The sequence below is a fragment of the Gracilimonas qinghaiensis genome (assembly GCF_046602855.1).
In the GTDB taxonomy this organism is placed as follows: domain Bacteria; phylum Bacteroidota; class Rhodothermia; order Balneolales; family Balneolaceae; genus Gracilimonas.
The window spans coordinates 1,135,843-1,154,013 of sequence record NZ_JBKINJ010000001.1; the positions used below are offsets into that span (position 1 = coordinate 1,135,843).

Below are 18,171 nucleotides of genomic sequence, written 5' to 3' on the forward strand. Positions count from 1 at the left end.
TTATACATTGTTTTATTCTCTTATTTTAAAACCCAACTATTATAAACCAAAATACCCCCTATGGCCTCATTTGATATCGTAAATAAAATTGATGTTCAGGAAGTTGATAACGCCATTAATAATACCTTAAAAGAGATCAATACACGATACGATTTCAGGGGGTTACACACAGAAGTTGAGTTTCACAAAAAAGAAAACAGGATCCATTTAGTAGCTGCTGAAAGTATGAAGCTCGAGGCAGTTAAAGACATGCTTATCAAGAATTTCATCAAGAGAAATATCAGCCCTAAAGTACTGGATTTTAAAGAACCGCAGGGAACATCTCAGGGTCATTTAAAGATGGATGTACAACTGAAAGAAGGCATTGACAAAGAAACAGCCAAAAAGATCACAAAGGAGATCAAAGGACTAAAACTAAAGGTTCAGCCTCAAATTCAGGATGATCAGGTTCGCGTGACAGGGAAAAAGATCGATGAACTTCAGGCGGTCATCAAACATCTAAAAGCTAAAGATATGGGTGTGCCACTGCAGTTTGTAAATTTGAAGTGATAAAATTTTAAATGCTCAATGTTAAAGGGTATCTATTTAACATTGAGCATTATTCACTTAAAATTCCTATCCCATTCTACCATGATACACCTGTTCCTGATATAAGGAATATCATGCTCATCAGCTATCTTCTCTGCTTCGGGAGACGAAACATCAAGTTGAGTCCATACCACAGGGTTTTGACCGGTCATATCTTTCCAGTCTACAACTTCACTGACTGCATCCGCAGAATACCTTGAGTTCCTGAAAACGTTTACGATATCGATATTGACGTCATCAGGGATATCGGTCAAACTATTGTAACTCCTTTCGCCGTAAATTGCATCAGCCTCTGGATTTACAGGTATGACCCTGTAGCCTTTCTTAGAAAGGTATTTGGCTGCATAGTTACTGGTTCTGTACTCATTAGGCGAACAGCCGATCATAGCTATGATTTTAGCCTGTTTAAGAATTTCCCGAATTTCTTTGTTATCACTGATCTTCTTCATAGGTGTTTACGATCCTCATCTGTCTCGAATATTATGTATATTTGCTAACACAATATATTCACAATTAAAACAATATTTATTTTGTCTAAAGTAAAAGACGGTGACACCGTAAAAGTTCACTACACTGGAAAATTAGAAGACGGATCAGTATTTGATACATCTGAATCCAGAGATCCGCTGGAAGTTACACTGGGAGAAGGAAAATTAATTCCCGGTTTTGAAAAAGCTGTAGTTGGTTTAGAAGTTGGAGATAAGACCACAGCAACCATCGAAACAGGCGACGCTTACGGCGAACGCAGAGAAGACCTCGAATTGTCTATAGAGCGAGATCAGCTTCCTGAAGACATTGAACCTGAAGTTGGTATGCAACTGCAGTTAAATCAGCCAAATGGCCAGCCGGTACCTGTTCAGATCACGAAAGTGGAAGATGAGAACATCACTATTGATGCTAATCACCCTCTCGCAGGCAAAGATCTGGTATTTGACATCGAATTGGTTGAGATCGTAGACTGATCTTAGTTCAACTAAATTTATATGTGGAGTTCTTTTAAAGAGGAACTCCATTTTTTTATTTTTGAACCCCACCCTACTCCTATGGCTGATTTTGATTCTAAAAGCACAATTTCCATAACCTGTCCAAAGCGGATAACCCCTTACCTTAAAAAAGAACTTAGGGATCTCAGATTTCCGATCAATAAAGAAAGACTGGCAGGTGTAGAAACTGAGGGCAGTCTGAACGACTGTATGTTACTGAACCTTAGCTTAAGGACGGCTCACCGTGTGCATTACAGACTGAAAGATTGCAGGCCTAAAAATGCTGAAGAACTCTATAACGAACTCATTAAGATTCCGTGGGAAGAATACATTGATAAACATGGGTACGTAAGTGTAACCTCTTTCATCAAGAATAAAACGGTTACCAACACACAGTTTGCGAATTTAAAGGCCAAAGATGCAATTGTGGATAGAATTCGACAGAAAACGGGTGTGAGGCCGGATTCTGGCTCAAACTTGAACAAGTCTGTGATCTTTGTGTTCTGGAAAAACGATCGTGCGCAAGTCTATCTCGATACATCCGGCGAATCCATATCCCGTCGCGGTTACAGAACACAAACCAGCGTAGCACCCATGCAGGAAACTCTGGCAGCTGCCCTGATATTGGCAAGCAAATGGGAACCTGGACAGCATTTTATCAATCCCATGTGTGGAAGCGGAACCATTGCTATTGAGGCAGCCCTGCAAGCCCTCAACAAAGCTCCCGGCTTATTACGACCAAACTACGGTATAAAGCATATTCTTGGCTTTGATGAAGACCGCTGGAATGATCTCAGGTCCGATCTAAATAACAAAACGAATAAATCATTCGAAGGACGGATCATTGCCACAGATAACGACGTAAGAGCTGTTAATGCCACACGTAAAAATGCACGTACTGCCGGATTGGATCATCATATTGAGATAAATAAATGCGATTTCAGTGGAACAGAGATACCTTCCGATAAAACCGGAGTGATCATGCTGAACCCTCCATACGGAGACCGCATTGGAAATGAGAAGGACCTAGAACCGACGTATGAAGGTATTGGAGATTTCTTTAAACAGGAAGCCACCGGTTATTGGGGATATGTGTTTACCGGAAATTTTGACCTCGCTAAAAAGATCGGGTTGCGAACCAACCAAAGAATTGAGTTCTATAACTCAACCATTGATGCCCGTTTGCTCGAATATGAACTCTATTGATCACAGATATGTAGGAATCAGGGACTGGCTTGATTTATGGACTATTCATAAAATGAATGGTTATTCATCTCTGGAATCCCTGAACTCTACAGATCTTTAATCTTGTTTTTAGCCTCTATCCACTTACTCATATATTTGGTACTTCCAAGTTTATGATGATGTAAGATTTCTCCTGTAAAATGTTGCATGCGATGGGCTGAAAGATTTTCTCTAATCTCATAGATGCGCTTTGTCAAATTATCACCATGCTGTTTTTTATCATACAAAGTGTTTATGAGATCTATACTGAGAATTTGTGATTTCTCCCACAAATCTTTATTCGTATATAACCGAACAGCTTCCTCTGCAAACCTATTCGGATCATTACAGATAGCCCCAGGCCACGGAAGGCCGTCATGCATACCTTCTGCTCCAATCGGAGTTGTTATGCTTGGTGTCCCGCATTGCATAGCTTCAATTAGCTTACCTTTTAGACCTGCCCCAAATCTAAGTGGAGCCAGTAGTACCCTAGATTCACTCACTACTTTTTTGGCATCATCTGCCCGTCCCTTTATCAGAAACCCCTCTTTCTCATTATGCAATTGTTCAACCTTTTGAGATGGATAAGCTCCGTAAATATGGAGCTCTGAATCTGGTAGTCTCTCACGAATTTTTGGCCATATCTCTTCTTTTAAATAGAGCACAGCATTCCAGTTTGGTTCGTGCAAAAAATTTCCAATACTTATAAAGTGTTTCCTATTATCATATGGCTGCCATTGATTTATATCATTTTCACAAAGGGAATCAATAAGAAACGGAACATGAATTATTTTATCATCTTTGATTTCAAAATGCTGGCTCAGAATGCTCATTTCAATTTCTGATATCATAATTGAGAGATCACTGCGCAGGATACTGGCAACCTCTCTTTTCGCAATATCACTGTACAGATCTTCATCATCGAACTCACGACCTTCATTCCAGGCTTTACGGCGGCCCTGCCTTAAACAGTGAAGATCCTCCGTATCAAGAATCGTCATTGCCTCAGACACCTGCTCTCTAACCCTCCAACCAAACTGCTCTTCCGTCATGAAGCGATCGTACAACACAATATCAGGTTTGATTTGTCTGATAAATTCATCGAAACCGGAATCGTTGAGCTTTATGACATAAGTCTTTACGCCCATGGATTCAAGGTCAGCCATAAATGGACTTTTAGCAGCTGCCGTTACAAACGTAACGGACCAGCCTTGCTCCCTGAACAGTTCAATGATCTGCACCATTCTTGAGCCCGCCGCTGAAGAATTTGGTTCAGGCCAAACTTTTCCGATGATCAGTACTTTAGTCGACATTGGCTTTGTTCATGAAATTCAACTTATATACGTATTCAATTGGAATTCAATTGATAATTGCGATCTTCTAACAATAATATTATATCTTTTTGACGATAAGAAGTCCGTCTCTTATAGGTAACAAAATTTGCTCAACCCTATCATTCTGAGAAACCTTGAGATTGAATTCATGAAGAGACACTGCTTTGGAATCTTGCAGGTCAAGAACAGCGCCATTCCAAAGTACATTATCCATTACGATCAACCCGCCTGACTTTAATTTATCCATCACCTGATTATAATAATATTCATAACTAAGTTTATCTGCATCAATATAAACCATATCGAATTCACCATTCAGCTCAAGTAACTCATCTTGTGCATTTCCTTTAATTAACTTTATAGCTCCTTTTTTGTCGTACTGCCGAAAATGACGTTCCGCTAATTCCTGATTTCTGACATTCATTTCCATCGTGACGATCTCGCCACTATCAGGAAGAGCTTCAGCCATCATCAAAGCTGAATACCCTGTAAAAGTACCGATCTAAAGAACTCTCCGGGCACCGCTGACGGAAATGAGTAGTTTAAGTAACTGACCAATCAAATCGCCGCTCAGCATGTCTATAAAGTCGAGCTCTTTGCCAGATAAAGCAATAATACTCTTTATTGTACCTGACTCCTCAGATGTAAAATTTAAGGTATACTGCTCGATTCCCGGATCAGTTATCTGAACGATGTGCTTATTTCTACAATTCTTCATATTTGAAAGATAAGGGGCAACCCCCTATTATGACCAAAAAAGATCGCTTTGAGTTTTATACCAGCCAACGAATCCCCATTGTATATCAGGTTTTTCAGTTTATACACCAAATGGAAACTAAAGAGAACTTTCGAACAGGTATGGATTAAACAGGAATACACCCCTTCTGATGATACTAAAACAGTGTACTTCCTGAACCATAACTCCTGGTGGGATGGATTGATCCCTTTATATCTGAATGAATATTTCTTCAAACAAAATGCCCGGGCCATCATGGAGGATAAACAAATGAAGAAGCATCCCTTCTTCAGTAAAATCGGCGCGTTCTCCATAGATCTTAACGACCCAAAAGCCTCAGTAACCTCATTGCGTTATGCTATAGAGTCACTGAAAAGAAACAACGCCTGTCTCTTTATTTATCCAGAAGGAAAGATCAAACCCGCCTCAGAATCTAAACCGGATTTTAAAAATGGTTTGAGCTGGCTGTATAAAAAAGTGGAAGAAATTGACTTCGTTCCAATCGGTATATACATGCATTCGTTCCGATCAGCCAAACCTGAGTTATATATATCAATAGGAGATACAGTTGATTATGATAATCAATTGAATAACAATGAATTAAATAATTTATTTGAGCATGATATGCAACAAATTTTAGCTCATATTAGAGCAACAGCCGGCTTTTCTGATGAAGGCTTTATTCCTCAATTTTAGCCTAAATAATTTAGGTCACCAAGTCCAGGGATACATGAGGGGCGATTTTTGCACCCAATGTGTCTTGTGTTTAGTATAGTTGAGCCTCATATGTACGAGTGGCCAGTAAACTTTCTTATATATATTTTCAGGATATATGTATTCTGATATACCTTGCGCTGCATGCACTTGGCCTTTGTACTTGATTACTGAATTAGCAATGAATCGCTGATAAAAAGGGCCATTATCAATTTTATCTCTTAAATTAATATTTACAGTTACTTGTGCTGATTTCAAGTTGATTTTTCGGGCAGATCTCAATCCAAACACATTTGATACCTTATACCCCAATTCAGCTTCACTTAAATACTCGATCACTTTGTGATTTTCACTGTCAATAAGCCACGCTTCGAACTGTCTTTCGTCATGCTTTTCCATCAGGTAATAGATGAGTGTGAATTCATCATAATGATATCTTCCCCAATACCAATCCTTAAAACTTTCCTTCATAGGTTCGTAACCAATGTTATGGTCATGGTAACCCCTACCCTTTGTCTTGATCACTTCACTTTCATCCTTACCATTCAACCTCAAGTCAGTATTAAAATGAAGACTCGGCAGGATCAGATTCCATAAATGTTTGTCTTTGCTCTTGGATTCAAGAAGCGTCTTCTCAGGAAGTGGTCCGCTACCGGATATGGACCCCCTTAAACTGTGACCAGACGGAAGAGTTTGATCAAGTATCATCTTGTAAGTAAACAGATCATTTTTTAGATCATACTGAAAGCTGTTGCTGTCAACACACAGTCTCAGTTGTTCCGAGTCCCAATTAAATGCTTTTTCATCGAATTCCAGGAAACTATAATACACTGGCTTGCTGTTTCGATATATTGAGATACTAATTGCAGGATGTATTTTACCCTCAACCGGTTCTTTCTGTAGTTCTTTGATCTTTTTAGTGGAAAATGGATTTTCATGATAAAAGATGATCACAAAAGAAAATTCACCATCATAACTCATTCCATCGAAATACCACCACTCATACCCTTCAAGTGGTTTCCCATGATCCGGAGAAACTTGATCTAAATCAGTACTTATATTCATAATAATTTTTTTTGAGTCAAAGGCTCAATTTAAGATTCTGCCTGTTATATTCATCTATGGACATTTTACTTATTGTCGCTGCATCATATTTTATTTACACTATTACCGTATTTGTACGCAACTTGTTCGAATTTCGTTCTCTCAAAGAGTGCTCATATGGATCTGATAAACAACCCTTGGTCAGCATTTGCATACCAGCAAGAAATGAAGAACTCGTAATTGAACGATGCGTAAGCTCTGCCTTGGATCAGAATTATAACAATTTTGAGGTCTTGGTTCTTGATGATAACTCAACAGACAAAACTCCTTACATATTAGATAAACTTAAGGCTGATAATTCAACTCTCAGAACCATAAAAGGTAAACTTAAGCCTGACAACTGGTTGGGCAAGCCGTGGGCGTGTCAACAACTAAGCAAACAAGCTCGTGGAGAGATCCTGGTATTCATTGATGCCGATGTTTGGCTTGAAAATACAGCCGTTTCCAGATCGGTCAATGCCCTTAATGACTCTGACGCCATTACAGTTTGGCCAAAGCAAGAGCTCAAAACCTTCTGGGAGAAACTTATCATTCCGATGATATATTACGGGTTATACAGTCTGCTTCCTGCAAAGTACGTAGAGGAAAATCCGAAATGGCTTCCTAAAACAATCAGAAAAAAGGTTGGAGTACAATTTGCAGCTGCCTGCGGTCAGTTTATCGGCTTTAACCGAAAAGCTTATGAAAAGATCGGGGGGCATTCATCGGTAAAAAATCAGATCGTTGAGGATGTGGAACTTGCTAAGGTCATAAAAAGAAACGGTCTTAACATCACTATGTACGACGGACTAAAGACAGTGAACTGCAGAATGTATCGATCACACCATGAGATCTTTGAAGGCTTAAGAAAAAACTTCTTCGTGGGTTTCGGTAAAAATACGGTTTTATTCCTATTTATGTCTGTTATGCAGTTTATTGTATACATTGCACCGGTTTATATTCTGTTAATGGGCGAACCTGATCAGCGCTTTTATGCAGCCATTATTCTTGGGGTGATATTTATACAGCGTTGGTTGCTTGACATTAAATTCAATTGGAATCCGCTTATGAGTCTTTTACAACCACTTACCATACTTTGGTTTGAAGTCCTTGGCATTCGCTGCCTTTGGGATCATTACACCGGTAAAAAAGCCAGATGGAAAGGCCGGGAAGTTTAACGAAAAATTCATTCCACCTTCACGAATATTAGTTTTCTTTTTAGCAGATACATGGACATATTCAGGCATATGAAAGCATTGATAGATAAATACCTGAAATACCTTGCCGTAGAAAAAAATGCTTCTAAACATACTATCACTTCTTACCGACACGACCTGGAGACTTTTCTGATTTTCACGGCCGGTGTTGAAGACACTGATCCTGAAAAGGTCGACCTTTCATCAATAACTCGACTATCGATCAGACTGTGGTTGGGTGATCTTTCAGAGAAAGGTATGGCAAAATCTACCATTGCACGAAAAGTGGCTGCACTTCGCTCCTTTTTCAAGTACTGTTTCAAACGTGGACATATTGAAAAGAACCCGGCTCACTTGCTGGTTGTCCCCAAAAAAGATAAAAGCTTGCCCAAAACTGCTACCGTAGAAGATATTAAACGTATGATGGATGCGGTGAACACTGAAACCACACGGGGGCTTCAAAATCGTGCCATACTTGAATTGTTTTATGGTACCGGAATGCGACTCAGTGAATTAACCGGTTTGAACCGGACAGACATCGATCTCAAACAAAATCAGGTAATTGTTAAAGGAAAAGGCAATAAACAGCGAATAATCCCATTAGGTAAAACAGTATCTGATGTTCTTAAGGAGTTTATCGAGAAGAGACCGGAACTTTATGGAAACAGAACTGACGCCGATGCTAAAAGAGCCTTATTTATTGCAGCAAGTGGTCAACGGATGTATGACAGGGCTGTTGGACTGATAGTTGAAAAATATTTTAAAAAGACCAGTGAGGTCACACAGAAAAGCCCTCACGTATTGCGGCATAGTTTTGCAACCCATATGTTAGACAACGGTGCAGACATTCGAATCATTAAAGAGTTTCTAGGGCATGCTAATCTTGCTGCTACGCAGGTTTATACACATACAAGTATCGACAGACTAAAAAATGTGTACGAGCAAGCCCATCCGAGAGCAAAAACATAATTAAAAATAAAATTACTATAATTAAGGAGTAGAAAATATGAAAACTACATTCACAGCACGCCATTTTGAAGCAAGCGCAGATCTACAGCAACATTGTATAGACAGTGTCGAAAAATTAGAACAGTTTTACGACCGAATAGTTATGTGTGATATCGTTTTACAGCCTACTCCATCAGATGAAAATCCACATCAAGCCGAATTGATCATTAAAGTACCCCGCAAAGTTATCACAGTTAAAGAACCGGGAAAATCATACGAACAGGCTGTGCACAATGCTGTTGATACCGCTTCACGGCAGCTAAAAAAATACAAAGACAAAATGCACGCTAATCAATAATTTTTAATATGCCATTTAAACCGCAAGACCCGATCCCCCGAAAGGATAAAATTTCGGTAGAATATTTAGTTGAAAAACTAAAAGAACGAGTCAATATAAAAATTGAATCCTGTGTTGCTGAAAACTGCAGTACAGACAAATTTGTTACCGAGGCTGATCTACACCGGCCGGGATTGGCTCTTGCAGGTTATATTGAACTTTTTACCTATCAGCGAATACAAATAATTGGAAATACGGAAACTCAGTTTCTGGGCCATATGGGTAGCGATAAGCAGCTTGAAGCCTTCCGAAATATAACTCAATTCGATATTCCCGTCATCTTCCTGACTGATGGTAATGAACTGCCCGAAAAGTTATTACAGGCAGCCAGAGAAGCAGGGGTCCCGGTCTATTCTACCCCACTTGAGACTACTCGCTTCATGTATCTGCTACGGGATTTTATGGAAGATCAGTTTGCCATACAAACGATGGTTCATGGATCTATGATGGACGTTTACGGAATTGGAATTCTCGTGGCCGGAAGATCCGGGATCGGGAAAAGTGAAGTGGCTCTCGATCTTGTTGAACGGGGTCACCGTCTGGTAGCGGATGATGTAGTCATGTTGACAAAAAAAAATAATGTCCTGATGTCTTCAGCAACCGAAATGAGCAAGCATTTCATGGAGATCAGAGGACTCGGCATTGTAGACGTAATGTCTATGTTTGGGATCCGGTCGATACGATATCAAAAACGACTGGAAGTAGTACTTGAACTTACCTTATGGGATGAAGCACAGGAAGTTGAGCGAACGGGTTTGAACCACGATTCGGTCAAAGTCCTGGATCTGGAGATCCCGCTTATTCATCTACCAATCACGCCAGGTAAGAATATTACCGTGATCGCTGAGGTGATCGCCATGAACTATTTGCTCAAACATTATGGTTACGACCCGGCCAAGGCATTTCAGGAACGGATAAAAACAAGTATTGATGATAAAGCCAAAGGCGGTGACATGGCCCCAAAAAGAGCTATTGAATACTTTGAGGGAGATATTGAATAAATATCATGTAACATTAGAGTTAATTCCTACTCTTTGATAAAGGCGGTGAGCTCTGTATCTTGAATGCGTTTTGTAACAAGAATAATTTATGTCTTTAAAAAATCATTTTTACTACGACGAGGCTAAGTGTGAGTTTGTTCCTATTACGTACAAACGAACCGAACAAGTAATTTACAATCTTTCAATTTGGATCCTTTCCGGTGTCATATTAACCGGTATAGGGATTATTCTTCTCTCAAATTATATTGGGACCCCTGCTGAACTTGCTTTAAAAGCTGAAAACGAAGCTCTCTACGAGCAGTTAGAATCAACCCGTTATTCCATTGTTGATCTAGATAATCAGTTAAGTGAGATCGCTCAAAAAGATAACGAGATGTATCGATCAGTTTTGGGGATGGACAAAATATCCTACGAAGAAAGGCAAGCAGGTATTGGTGGTTCAGATCCTTACGAAGACTTTGATGTATACTCAGAATCCACATCTGAACTGCTTAAATGGACAGCTTCCAAAGTTGATAATCTGGAAAGACGTATTGGTATTCAACAATTAAGTTTTGAGCAGATCAAGAATCAGTACAATGTGAATAAGGAGAAGATGGGCAATATTCCGGCTATCAAACCAACGACAGGGATTCTGCTTAGTGGCTTCGGAATGCGTAATCATCCAATTTTAGGTTATCCCCGCCCTCATAACGGGCTCGATTTCAGAGCTGATGTGGGCGATCCCGTGCTTACAACCGGTGACGGTAAGATCCGCTTTGCCGGTAAGAAAAGTACTCTCGGTAATGTTGTAATTGTAAATCACGGTTTTGGTTTTGAAACAATGTACGCCCATTTATCCGGCTTTGCTGATGGTATACGTTCAGGTGTTGAGGTTAAACGCGGACAACAAATTGCGATGGCCGGTGACTCAGGACTTTCTGAGGGACCTCACCTGCATTATGAAGTTCACTACAACAAGCGTCCTGTCGATCCTATTTACTATCTATTTGCAGATACTTCACCGGAAGAATATGCTATGTTCAAACAGATAGCAGAGACCAACCAAAATTCTATGGATTAGGACGAGATCCACCTAAAGAACTTTATATTAAGCCCGGCCAAATTGGTTCGGGCTTTTTTGTGGAATAGATTAAATCTTTTCGTTTAATTGGCTCGATTTTAAACTCTAAGAAATGAATATGAAACGCCTACTCCTTTCTACCCTGCTCAGCGTTATGAGCCTTTTTGCTATTCAAGCTCAGGATGTGCTCTCATCTACAAATAAAGAAAATATCGACAAATTGGTACAAAACGCTGTATCAAGTGATCTCGCCTGGGATAGATTGAGTTATATGGCTGATACCTTTGGCCCCAGGTTCAGTGGTTCTCAAAATCTGGAGGATGCCCTGGATTGGATCCTGGAGGAAATGCAAAAGGATGGATTTGATAAAGTATGGGGTCAACCCGTTATGGTGCCACACTGGGTTCGGGGTGAAGAGCGTGCAACTCTTATTTCTCCACGCAAACAAGAACTCCCTATGCTGGGATTAGGTGGAAGTGTCGCAACTCCGGAAGGTGGCATTACTGCGGAGGTGATCGTGGTTAAAAGCTTTGAAGAGCTTGAAAGTGTAAAGGATGAGGTTAAAGGAAAGATCGTTCTGTATAACGCAGAATTCACCTCCTACGGTCGTATTGTTCAGTATAGAATGAATGGTGCTGTTGAGGCTGCCAAACTCGGTGCAGTGGCAAGTATCATTCGTTCTGTTGGCCCTTTTTCTATGCAAACACCTCATACCGGCACTATGAATTATGAAGAAGGCGTTGATAAGATCCCGCATGCTGCAATCACGGTAGAAGATGCCATGATGATCCAAAGAATGTACGATAGAGGTAACAAGATCGAGATTTACCTAGATATGAATGCTAAAACACTTCCAGATTTTGAATCCCGTAATATCATCGCTGAAATTAAAGGATCCGAATATCCTAATCAGATTATAGTTCTTGGAGGCCACATAGATTCATGGGATGTTGGCCAGGGCGTAATGGATGATGGCGGTGGAAGTATTGCATCCTGGGAAGCGGTTCGATTGATGATAAAGAATGGTATCCGTCCAAAACGTACCATTCGCGTTGTACTTTGGGCTAATGAAGAAAACGGTCTTAGAGGTGCCACTGAATATCACCGCTGGATCAAGGAAGTAGAAAACTCCCTCAATAACCACGTATTGGCTATGGAATCAGATGCCGGTGTTTTTGACCCCATCGGTTTCGGTTTTACCGGCAGCGACCGTGGGTTTGAAATATTGACTGAGATCGGTAAAACCCTCCAGCCAATTGAATCAGGAAAAGTAACAAAAGGCGGTGGTGGTGCTGATATTGGTCCTCTTATGAACGACGGTGTACCCGGTATGGGATTGGTTGTTGATGGAGAAAAGTACTTTTGGTACCATCATACGGCAGCAGATACCATGGACAAGCTCGACAAAGATGACTTTAATGAATGCGTGGCTACAATGGCCACTTTTGCATATGCTGTTGCAGACATTGAAGAACGACTCCCAAGGTAATCTATAAAGGTTAGGTACGTAAATGAGCTGAACCTCAGTATAAATTATTTATCGAGATTATTTTCTAACCACTGTTTCTCCAGCTTTTCGCCTGCTTTAATAGATCTTTTGAGCCATTCATATTTAAGTAGATCAAGCTCTTCATCACTGAGTTGCCAATTTAAAGTTGATCTTCTCATGCGCAGGGTCAGGTCATACAAACAGATCGCTGCACTTACGGAGATATTAAAACTTTCGCTAAAACCGGCCATTGGGATCTTGACATAACCGTCCGCATTTTCCTTAACTGTATCACTGATGCCATCCAATTCGGTTCCAAATACAAGAGCAGTTTTTTGATCGATATTCAGGTCATTCAATTCCGTATCATTTTCATGGGGACTAGTAGCTATGATCTGATACCCCTGCTCTCTCAGGCTTTCCAGGCATCTTGTAGTATTATTTATGCCTTCATTGTTATACCTGTGGATGCTAAGCCACTGATCTGCCCCAATCGTAACCTGACTTGAAGCATCAAATTCGTTATTATTTTCTATGATATGCACATCCTGAATTCCAAATCCATCACAACTTCTAAGAACGGCACTGGCGTTATGTGGCTGATAAATATCCTCAATCACCACTGTAATATGTTGGGTTCTTTTGTTCGCAACTTCCGTGATGGTATTCCACCTTTCCTCAGTAGCGAACCCTTTCAGGTAGTCAGTGAGTTTTAACAAAGTGCTTTGTTTCATAGTTGACAAAAAAAAGTCCCTCAAACAAAAACTTGAGGGACTATACTTAATTAGTTCAAAATGAGTTCTTAATCACACCGAAATGCAAATCCTTTTTTCCGAATGGTTTCAATATAATCGACCTCTGTATGTTCTCTGATCTTCTTTCTCAGGTAGCTGATGTACACATTGATATAGTTTGTTTGCGTGTCAAAATGAATATCCCACACTTTTTCAGCTAATTCTTCCTGAGTGATGACCCTGTTTCTGTTTTTCATAAAATAAACAAGGAGATTAAACTCATTGTTGGTCAACTGAACAGGTTCTTTGTTGATCGTAAATTCTCGCTTTAAGAGGTTAACTTTCAGCTCCCCACAGGAAATTTGCTGTTCACCGCCCGATTCAGTTCTTCGTTTGATGGCGGTCATGCGGGCTATCAGCTCTTCAGTATTAAATGGCTTGGTCAGGTAATCATCAGCACCCACTTTCAACATTTTCACTTTTACATCAGTCTCTTGTTCGCCTGAAAGTATCAAAACCGGTGTCTCAACATTCCCGTCCCGAATATTTTTGCAAACCTCATATCCATCCCCGTCAGGTAGCCCTAGATCAAGAATTATCATATCGTAATCGTTATTTATTGCATGCGATTCTCCATCGGTTGCATTATCAGCAGTTGAGACTGAATTACCGTTATGTTCCAGTACGGCTTTAACCAAAGTTCGTACTGAAGGATCATCTTCTATTACAAGTATGTTCATTTTTTACCTGAAATTATTTAGTGATGATATGGCAAAATTAAGTACTTGTTTACCATATTAGCCGCCTTATTATAATTGGATTAAAATAACTTAACAAACATTAGAAACAAAGTATAACAAAAAATCACGTATCAGAATACCCAAGTGACATTAACCATTCCTTAGACTCATTTATAAAAATGTCTTCCAGTTTGTGACCGGCATTCACTAACCTGAATTCTGCTTTAAACCCATCTTCCTTTAATTGTTCCACACATTCTTTCTGCGGTTCAGGATAGACACTGGAATCGTTTTTGCCATGCAATGCCAGCACATTAATATGGTTTGCCTCTCGCCTTTTACCCTCAAACGCTTCGGTTTTGATACGTCCGCCTATAGTTATAAGCTCATCGACGCTCTTTGGTCTGGATAGTGCATAGTACCCACCTAAATAGGCACCCATTGAATATCCAAATAAACAGACCTTCTCAACATTAAGATCCAACACTACTTCCTCCAATATTTCCTGAATAAAAGCTGATGCAGCTTCCATCGACTGAAGAAACTGTTCCTGATCTCCATCATACAAATACCACGCTCTGCCCCAACGGGAAACTTTAATTTTACGTGTCGTATCATACACCGGGTAAGGTGCCTGAATAAAAAGATGATAGGCATTCAGTTCTAACATCCTGCTAACCTTCTTTTCAAAGTATTCGATATTCTGCTTGAATCCATGCAAGTACACGATCATTGGTTTAGATTTCCCAAAACCGGTTTCGATAAGTTCATAGGGTACATCGATCTCAAATGGTAATGTGCCGGTTTTCAGTGTATCAGACATATAAAATTAGTGTGTTTTATCATCAAAAAGTCCACCTATCGATTACAACATCCACAGCTGACCTTTTGTTAATTACAGAAGTCACGCATAGGAACAGAATGGATATATGAGCAAATGGACCAAGAGTTGAAAAGAATTCCCCTGTAAACCCAAGGGTCATACCATTGATAAGAGTACTTATCAAGAAGTAAAAAATTTCAAAGAAGAACAAAGTTGAAAAAAAGTTCATGAGGCCTATCACATATGGATTTCTATCCTCATAAAACCTTTCCAACACTTCTATGCGGGAATACTGACTGTTAAGGTTCTTATGAAGATCTGCCTCTAATTCCTTTTTTATCCAGCTCTCTTTCTATTTCATTCTTTTTCCTCATAGAAGTATTCGATCATATTACCATCTGGGTCTGAGATAAATAGAAAACGACCTTTTTTACGGTTCGCGGGTCCGCTCATCACGGTAACCTCTTTTTCCCGGAAGTATTTTGCCAGTTCATCAACTTGTTCGGGGCTATCCACATAAAAACCGAAGTGATCTACCCTGAAATCTCTAGATGTTGGGTCGTAACTGGTTTCTGCCTCAACGATCACCAAAGTATCTTCATCCCCTATCTTATACACGGCCATACTTTGGCCCATAGTTCTTACGAGCTCCAGGTCAAGGATATCACCATAAAATTCCTTTGAAGCATCTATACGATTTACTCTGATGGTAATGTGATTAAGACCTGATGGTTTAAAATTCATATTCTAACGATAATTAATTTATTTTTTATTTCTCCGCTAAACATACAACCAACTGCTTAAATTACAAACCTAAACATGAACTACAGTTTGGTTTTTGATTCGCGTACTTTGATATTTATACAGTTTAAAATAAAAAAAGTCTTTTGTCTACACTATATATTGTTGCCACACCTATTGGAAACCTGAGTGATTTCTCCCCTCGTGCCGTAGAGGTATTGAATGAAGTGGATTATATTGCGTGCGAGGATACACGAACCTCCGGTAATCTGCTTCGACATTTTGGAATCAATAAACCTACTTTTTCATTTCATCAACATAATGAACATAGAAAAGTTGGGCACCTGACCAATATTTTGGATGCAGGCCAAAATGTAGCTCTTATAAGTGATGCCGGTATGCCCGGAATATCTGACCCGGGGTTTCTTGCCGTGCGGCAAGCACAGAATTTGAACCATACCGTCACCGTCATTCCCGGTCCGGATGCAGCTACAACGGCTCTTGTTGCTAGTGCTTTACCCTGCGACCGTTATGTATTTGAGGGATTCCTGCCACATAAAAAAGGGCGCCAAAAGCGATTGGGTCAACTTGCAGAGGATGAACGTACCATTATAATTTATGAGAGTCCTCATCGCCTTTTAAAGTTACTCGGTGAGATAGAAAAGCATTTTGAACCTGAAAGACTTGCGGCCGTAGCGCGGGAACTCACCAAAAAATTTGAAGAAGTGGTGCGCGGTACAATAAATGAACTTAAAACTGAGTTTGAGTCACGCGACAGTATTAAAGGTGAGATCGTGGTGATCGTTGCCGGAAAAGGATATTCAGAATGAAGCATTGGTTTGATAACAACTGGGTAGTTTCGATAAGCGCCGGGGTTTTACTGGGGCTGAGTTTTCCGCCGGTTAATTTATCTTTTCTTAGTATACCCGCCTTTATATTGCTGTTCCATCTGGTTCAAAAAACAGATTCTTATAAACAACTGGCGTACTACAGTTATGCCGGGTTTGTAGTTTGGAATCTGATAGGAACCTACTGGCTGATGATGGCGAGTCTCCCTGCCGGTATAGCCGCTATTCTTGCCAACAGCGTACTTATGACCATCCCATTGTGCCTGGCAAAGTATTTTTCAGCCAAAAGCAGCTCGCCTGTTCTTATCGCACTGTTACAAACTTCTGCATGGGTTGGGTATGAGTTTTTACACCATAACTGGGACCTATCGTGGACCTGGCTGGCCATCGGTAATGCCTGGTCTAACTGGATAGGGATCATTCAATACATATCTGCTACCGGATTCCTGGGTATCTCGCTTTGGGTAGTGCTTACTTCAGCCCTAACCTATCAGTTTATCTTGAACAAAGAGAACAGACTTCTCTATACAACACTTACCGTTTTTATCATTTTTCCTTTGTGGTCATTCACCTTATTCGTTACTAATGAGATTGAAACAGATCCTAAAGACGAAATTGAGGTTGCCATCATTCAACCCAATCACGATTCCTATGAGGATTTTGCCGGTATGAGTGGATTGGATGAAGTCATGGATAGCTTGATGAGCCTGACAGATAGAACGATCAACCCTAAAACGGAACTCGTGATCTGGCCGGAAAATGCCATTGATGGTGCTATATTCTCCAAATCCAGAACAGCATCCAGAATAGCTGATTCTGCCAGATCATGGAACACAAACTTTATTGTAGGCACCGGACTGTTCAAAACTTACGATACCGATACCGACAAGCTTTATAGAGGCATTATCCAAAGTTCCGGACACCCATACAATTATTTCAATGCCACCCTTTTTGTGAAAGCAGACGGAAGCATTTCAGATTATGAAAAAGCAAACCTGGTCCCTATTGTAGAACGAATCCCATTTGTAGAAATACTTGCCACAATTGATGTATTTGACTTCGTTGATTGGGGCAGTATTGCAGGTTTTGGAAGGGGCAGAACTCCTGATATGATCGAAACCACAGCATTTACATCACCCGGATTGATCTGTTATGACTCCGTATACCCCTCCTGGATCCGGGAATTTGTCAGAAATGAAGCCACTTTTATAACTATTATCACCAACGACGGCTGGTGGGGCAACACCTCAGGTCACCTTCAACATTTTGCCTATGCCCGACTCAGAGCCATTGAGTTCGATCGATGGATCGCCAGGAGTGCCAATAATGGTATTTCCGGAATCATAGCACCAAACGGTAAAGTCATCAGTCAAACAGATTATTGGGTTCGAACCGGCTTTGTCTCACAAGTGTATAACCGATACACTGAAACCCTTTACACCCGCTTTGGAAACTGGCTTCCTGTAACCTGCCTGATTTTTACCGGTGGGTTTTGGGGTTTCTTTTATTTCAGAAAAGAAAATTCCTGA

Annotated in this window: 21 protein-coding genes; 12 read left to right on the top strand and 9 right to left on the bottom strand. The window is 40.2% G+C overall.

Going from position 1 to position 18,171, the window contains the following annotated elements:
• Positions 1-60 precede the first annotated feature (60 nt).
• Positions 61-549, top strand: coding sequence for a YajQ family cyclic di-GMP-binding protein (locus ACKGJO_RS05085; RefSeq protein WP_411322319.1), 489 nt, complete (start codon positions 61-63; stop codon positions 547-549).
• Positions 550-602: 53 nt separating this feature from the next.
• Here the strand turns inward: ACKGJO_RS05085 and ACKGJO_RS05090 are convergent, their stop codons facing one another.
• Complete coding sequence (locus ACKGJO_RS05090) at positions 603-1,037, bottom strand: CoA-binding protein (RefSeq protein WP_411322320.1); 435 nt, start codon at positions 1,035-1,037, stop codon at positions 603-605.
• Positions 1,038-1,118: 81 nt separating this feature from the next.
• Here ACKGJO_RS05090 and ACKGJO_RS05095 point away from each other — a divergent pair, with 81 nt between their 5' ends.
• Both ACKGJO_RS05095 and ACKGJO_RS05100 read left to right on the top strand, forming a co-directional pair.
• Complete coding sequence (locus tag ACKGJO_RS05095; protein WP_411322321.1) at positions 1,119-1,550, top strand: FKBP-type peptidyl-prolyl cis-trans isomerase; 432 nt, start codon at positions 1,119-1,121, stop codon at positions 1,548-1,550.
• Positions 1,551-1,631: 81 nt separating this feature from the next.
• Positions 1,632-2,777, top strand: coding sequence for a THUMP domain-containing class I SAM-dependent RNA methyltransferase (locus tag ACKGJO_RS05100; protein ID WP_411322322.1), 1,146 nt, complete (start codon positions 1,632-1,634; stop codon positions 2,775-2,777).
• Between the two features lie 86 nt (positions 2,778-2,863).
• Here ACKGJO_RS05100 and ACKGJO_RS05105 read toward each other — a convergent pair whose 3' ends face one another.
• The 3 genes from ACKGJO_RS05105 to ACKGJO_RS05115 form a co-directional block, all read right to left on the bottom strand.
• Positions 2,864-4,108, bottom strand: coding sequence for a glycosyltransferase family 4 protein (locus ACKGJO_RS05105; RefSeq protein WP_411322323.1), 1,245 nt, complete (start codon positions 4,106-4,108; stop codon positions 2,864-2,866).
• A 79-nt stretch (positions 4,109-4,187) separates the two neighbouring features.
• Positions 4,188-4,631 (bottom strand): O-methyltransferase, encoded by a 444-nt coding sequence (locus ACKGJO_RS05110; RefSeq protein WP_411323277.1) that lies wholly within the window; start codon positions 4,629-4,631, stop codon positions 4,188-4,190.
• Positions 4,632-4,847: a hypothetical protein gene (locus tag ACKGJO_RS05115; protein WP_411322324.1), complete on the bottom strand. Its 216-nt coding sequence runs from the start codon at positions 4,845-4,847 to the stop codon at positions 4,632-4,634. It lies immediately after the preceding gene.
• A gap of 48 nt (positions 4,848-4,895) precedes the next feature.
• Here ACKGJO_RS05115 and ACKGJO_RS05120 point away from each other — a divergent pair, with 48 nt between their 5' ends.
• Positions 4,896-5,561, top strand: a complete 666-nt coding sequence (locus tag ACKGJO_RS05120) for a lysophospholipid acyltransferase family protein (protein WP_411322326.1) — start codon at positions 4,896-4,898, stop codon at positions 5,559-5,561.
• Positions 5,562-5,576: 15 nt separating this feature from the next.
• Here the strand turns inward: ACKGJO_RS05120 and ACKGJO_RS05125 are convergent, their stop codons facing one another.
• A complete protein-coding gene (locus ACKGJO_RS05125) occupies positions 5,577-6,644 on the bottom strand; it encodes a hypothetical protein (RefSeq protein WP_411322327.1) in 1,068 nt (355 codons plus the stop codon).
• Positions 6,645-6,700: 56 nt separating this feature from the next.
• Between ACKGJO_RS05125 and ACKGJO_RS05130 the strand changes: the two genes are divergently transcribed.
• The 6 genes from ACKGJO_RS05130 (at position 6,701) to ACKGJO_RS05155 (ending at position 12,756) form a co-directional block, all read left to right on the top strand.
• A complete protein-coding gene (locus ACKGJO_RS05130) occupies positions 6,701-7,840 on the top strand; it encodes a glycosyltransferase family 2 protein (RefSeq protein ID WP_411322328.1) in 1,140 nt (379 codons plus the stop codon).
• 51 nt (positions 7,841-7,891) lie between these two features.
• Positions 7,892-8,827, top strand: a complete 936-nt coding sequence (locus ACKGJO_RS05135; protein WP_411322329.1) for a tyrosine recombinase XerC — start codon at positions 7,892-7,894, stop codon at positions 8,825-8,827.
• 37 nt (positions 8,828-8,864) lie between these two features.
• Positions 8,865-9,164, top strand: coding sequence for a ribosome hibernation-promoting factor, HPF/YfiA family (gene hpf, locus ACKGJO_RS05140; protein ID WP_411322330.1), 300 nt, complete (start codon positions 8,865-8,867; stop codon positions 9,162-9,164).
• A gap of 8 nt (positions 9,165-9,172) precedes the next feature.
• On the top strand, positions 9,173-10,204 hold the full coding sequence (gene hprK / locus ACKGJO_RS05145) for an HPr(Ser) kinase/phosphatase (RefSeq protein WP_411322331.1): 1,032 nt from the start codon (positions 9,173-9,175) through the stop codon (positions 10,202-10,204).
• Between the two features lie 88 nt (positions 10,205-10,292).
• The gene (locus ACKGJO_RS05150) at positions 10,293-11,267 is read left to right on the top strand and encodes a M23 family metallopeptidase (RefSeq protein WP_411322332.1); all 975 of its coding nucleotides are present in this window, start codon (positions 10,293-10,295) and stop codon (positions 11,265-11,267) included.
• Positions 11,268-11,385: 118 nt separating this feature from the next.
• Positions 11,386-12,756: a M28 family metallopeptidase gene (locus ACKGJO_RS05155; RefSeq protein WP_411322333.1), complete on the top strand. Its 1,371-nt coding sequence runs from the start codon at positions 11,386-11,388 to the stop codon at positions 12,754-12,756.
• 44 nt (positions 12,757-12,800) lie between these two features.
• Here ACKGJO_RS05155 and ACKGJO_RS05160 read toward each other — a convergent pair whose 3' ends face one another.
• The 4 genes from ACKGJO_RS05160 to ACKGJO_RS05175 all read right to left on the bottom strand — a co-directional run bounded on the left by ACKGJO_RS05160 (position 12,801) and on the right by ACKGJO_RS05175 (position 15,797).
• Positions 12,801-13,475 (bottom strand): TrmH family RNA methyltransferase, encoded by a 675-nt coding sequence (locus ACKGJO_RS05160; RefSeq protein WP_411322334.1) that lies wholly within the window; start codon positions 13,473-13,475, stop codon positions 12,801-12,803.
• Positions 13,476-13,558: 83 nt separating this feature from the next.
• Positions 13,559-14,230 (bottom strand): response regulator transcription factor, encoded by a 672-nt coding sequence (locus ACKGJO_RS05165; protein WP_411322335.1) that lies wholly within the window; start codon positions 14,228-14,230, stop codon positions 13,559-13,561.
• A gap of 124 nt (positions 14,231-14,354) precedes the next feature.
• Positions 14,355-15,053: an alpha/beta hydrolase gene (locus ACKGJO_RS05170; protein WP_411322336.1), complete on the bottom strand. Its 699-nt coding sequence runs from the start codon at positions 15,051-15,053 to the stop codon at positions 14,355-14,357.
• Between the two features lie 357 nt (positions 15,054-15,410).
• Entirely contained in the window at positions 15,411-15,797 is a 387-nt protein-coding gene (locus tag ACKGJO_RS05175) for a VOC family protein (RefSeq protein ID WP_411322337.1), read from the bottom strand.
• Between the two features lie 143 nt (positions 15,798-15,940).
• Between ACKGJO_RS05175 and rsmI the strand changes: the two genes are divergently transcribed.
• Together rsmI and lnt are read left to right on the top strand one after the other, a co-directional pair.
• Positions 15,941-16,624, top strand: coding sequence for a 16S rRNA (cytidine(1402)-2'-O)-methyltransferase (gene rsmI, locus ACKGJO_RS05180; protein WP_411322338.1), 684 nt, complete (start codon positions 15,941-15,943; stop codon positions 16,622-16,624).
• Positions 16,621-18,171 (top strand): apolipoprotein N-acyltransferase, encoded by a 1,551-nt coding sequence (gene lnt, locus ACKGJO_RS05185; protein WP_411322339.1) that lies wholly within the window; start codon positions 16,621-16,623, stop codon positions 18,169-18,171. Before rsmI ends, lnt begins: the two co-directional genes overlap by 4 nt.

Bases quoted from the DNA above. Each gene is read 5' to 3' on its own strand.
- lnt (WP_411322339.1), top strand. From the start codon at position 16,621: ATGAAGCATTGGTTTGATAACAACTGGGTAGTTTCGATAAGCGCCGGG.
- ACKGJO_RS05115 (WP_411322324.1), bottom strand. From the start codon at position 4,847: ATGAAGAATTGTAGAAATAAGCACATCGTTCAGATAACTGATCCGGGA.
- hpf (WP_411322330.1), top strand. From the start codon at position 8,865: ATGAAAACTACATTCACAGCACGCCATTTTGAAGCAAGCGCAGATCTA.
- ACKGJO_RS05135 (WP_411322329.1), top strand. From the start codon at position 7,892: ATGGACATATTCAGGCATATGAAAGCATTGATAGATAAATACCTGAAA.
- hprK (WP_411322331.1), top strand. From the start codon at position 9,173: ATGCCATTTAAACCGCAAGACCCGATCCCCCGAAAGGATAAAATTTCG.
- ACKGJO_RS05170 (WP_411322336.1), bottom strand. From the start codon at position 15,053: ATGTCTGATACACTGAAAACCGGCACATTACCATTTGAGATCGATGTA.
- ACKGJO_RS05100 (WP_411322322.1), top strand. From the start codon at position 1,632: ATGGCTGATTTTGATTCTAAAAGCACAATTTCCATAACCTGTCCAAAG.
- ACKGJO_RS05165 (WP_411322335.1), bottom strand. From the start codon at position 14,230: ATGAACATACTTGTAATAGAAGATGATCCTTCAGTACGAACTTTGGTT.
- ACKGJO_RS05150 (WP_411322332.1), top strand. From the start codon at position 10,293: ATGTCTTTAAAAAATCATTTTTACTACGACGAGGCTAAGTGTGAGTTT.
- ACKGJO_RS05175 (WP_411322337.1), bottom strand. From the start codon at position 15,797: ATGAATTTTAAACCATCAGGTCTTAATCACATTACCATCAGAGTAAAT.
- ACKGJO_RS05105 (WP_411322323.1), bottom strand. From the start codon at position 4,108: ATGTCGACTAAAGTACTGATCATCGGAAAAGTTTGGCCTGAACCAAAT.
- ACKGJO_RS05090 (WP_411322320.1), bottom strand. From the start codon at position 1,037: ATGAAGAAGATCAGTGATAACAAAGAAATTCGGGAAATTCTTAAACAG.
- ACKGJO_RS05085 (WP_411322319.1), top strand. From the start codon at position 61: ATGGCCTCATTTGATATCGTAAATAAAATTGATGTTCAGGAAGTTGAT.
- ACKGJO_RS05130 (WP_411322328.1), top strand. From the start codon at position 6,701: ATGGACATTTTACTTATTGTCGCTGCATCATATTTTATTTACACTATT.
- ACKGJO_RS05155 (WP_411322333.1), top strand. From the start codon at position 11,386: ATGAAACGCCTACTCCTTTCTACCCTGCTCAGCGTTATGAGCCTTTTT.
- ACKGJO_RS05125 (WP_411322327.1), bottom strand. From the start codon at position 6,644: ATGAATATAAGTACTGATTTAGATCAAGTTTCTCCGGATCATGGGAAA.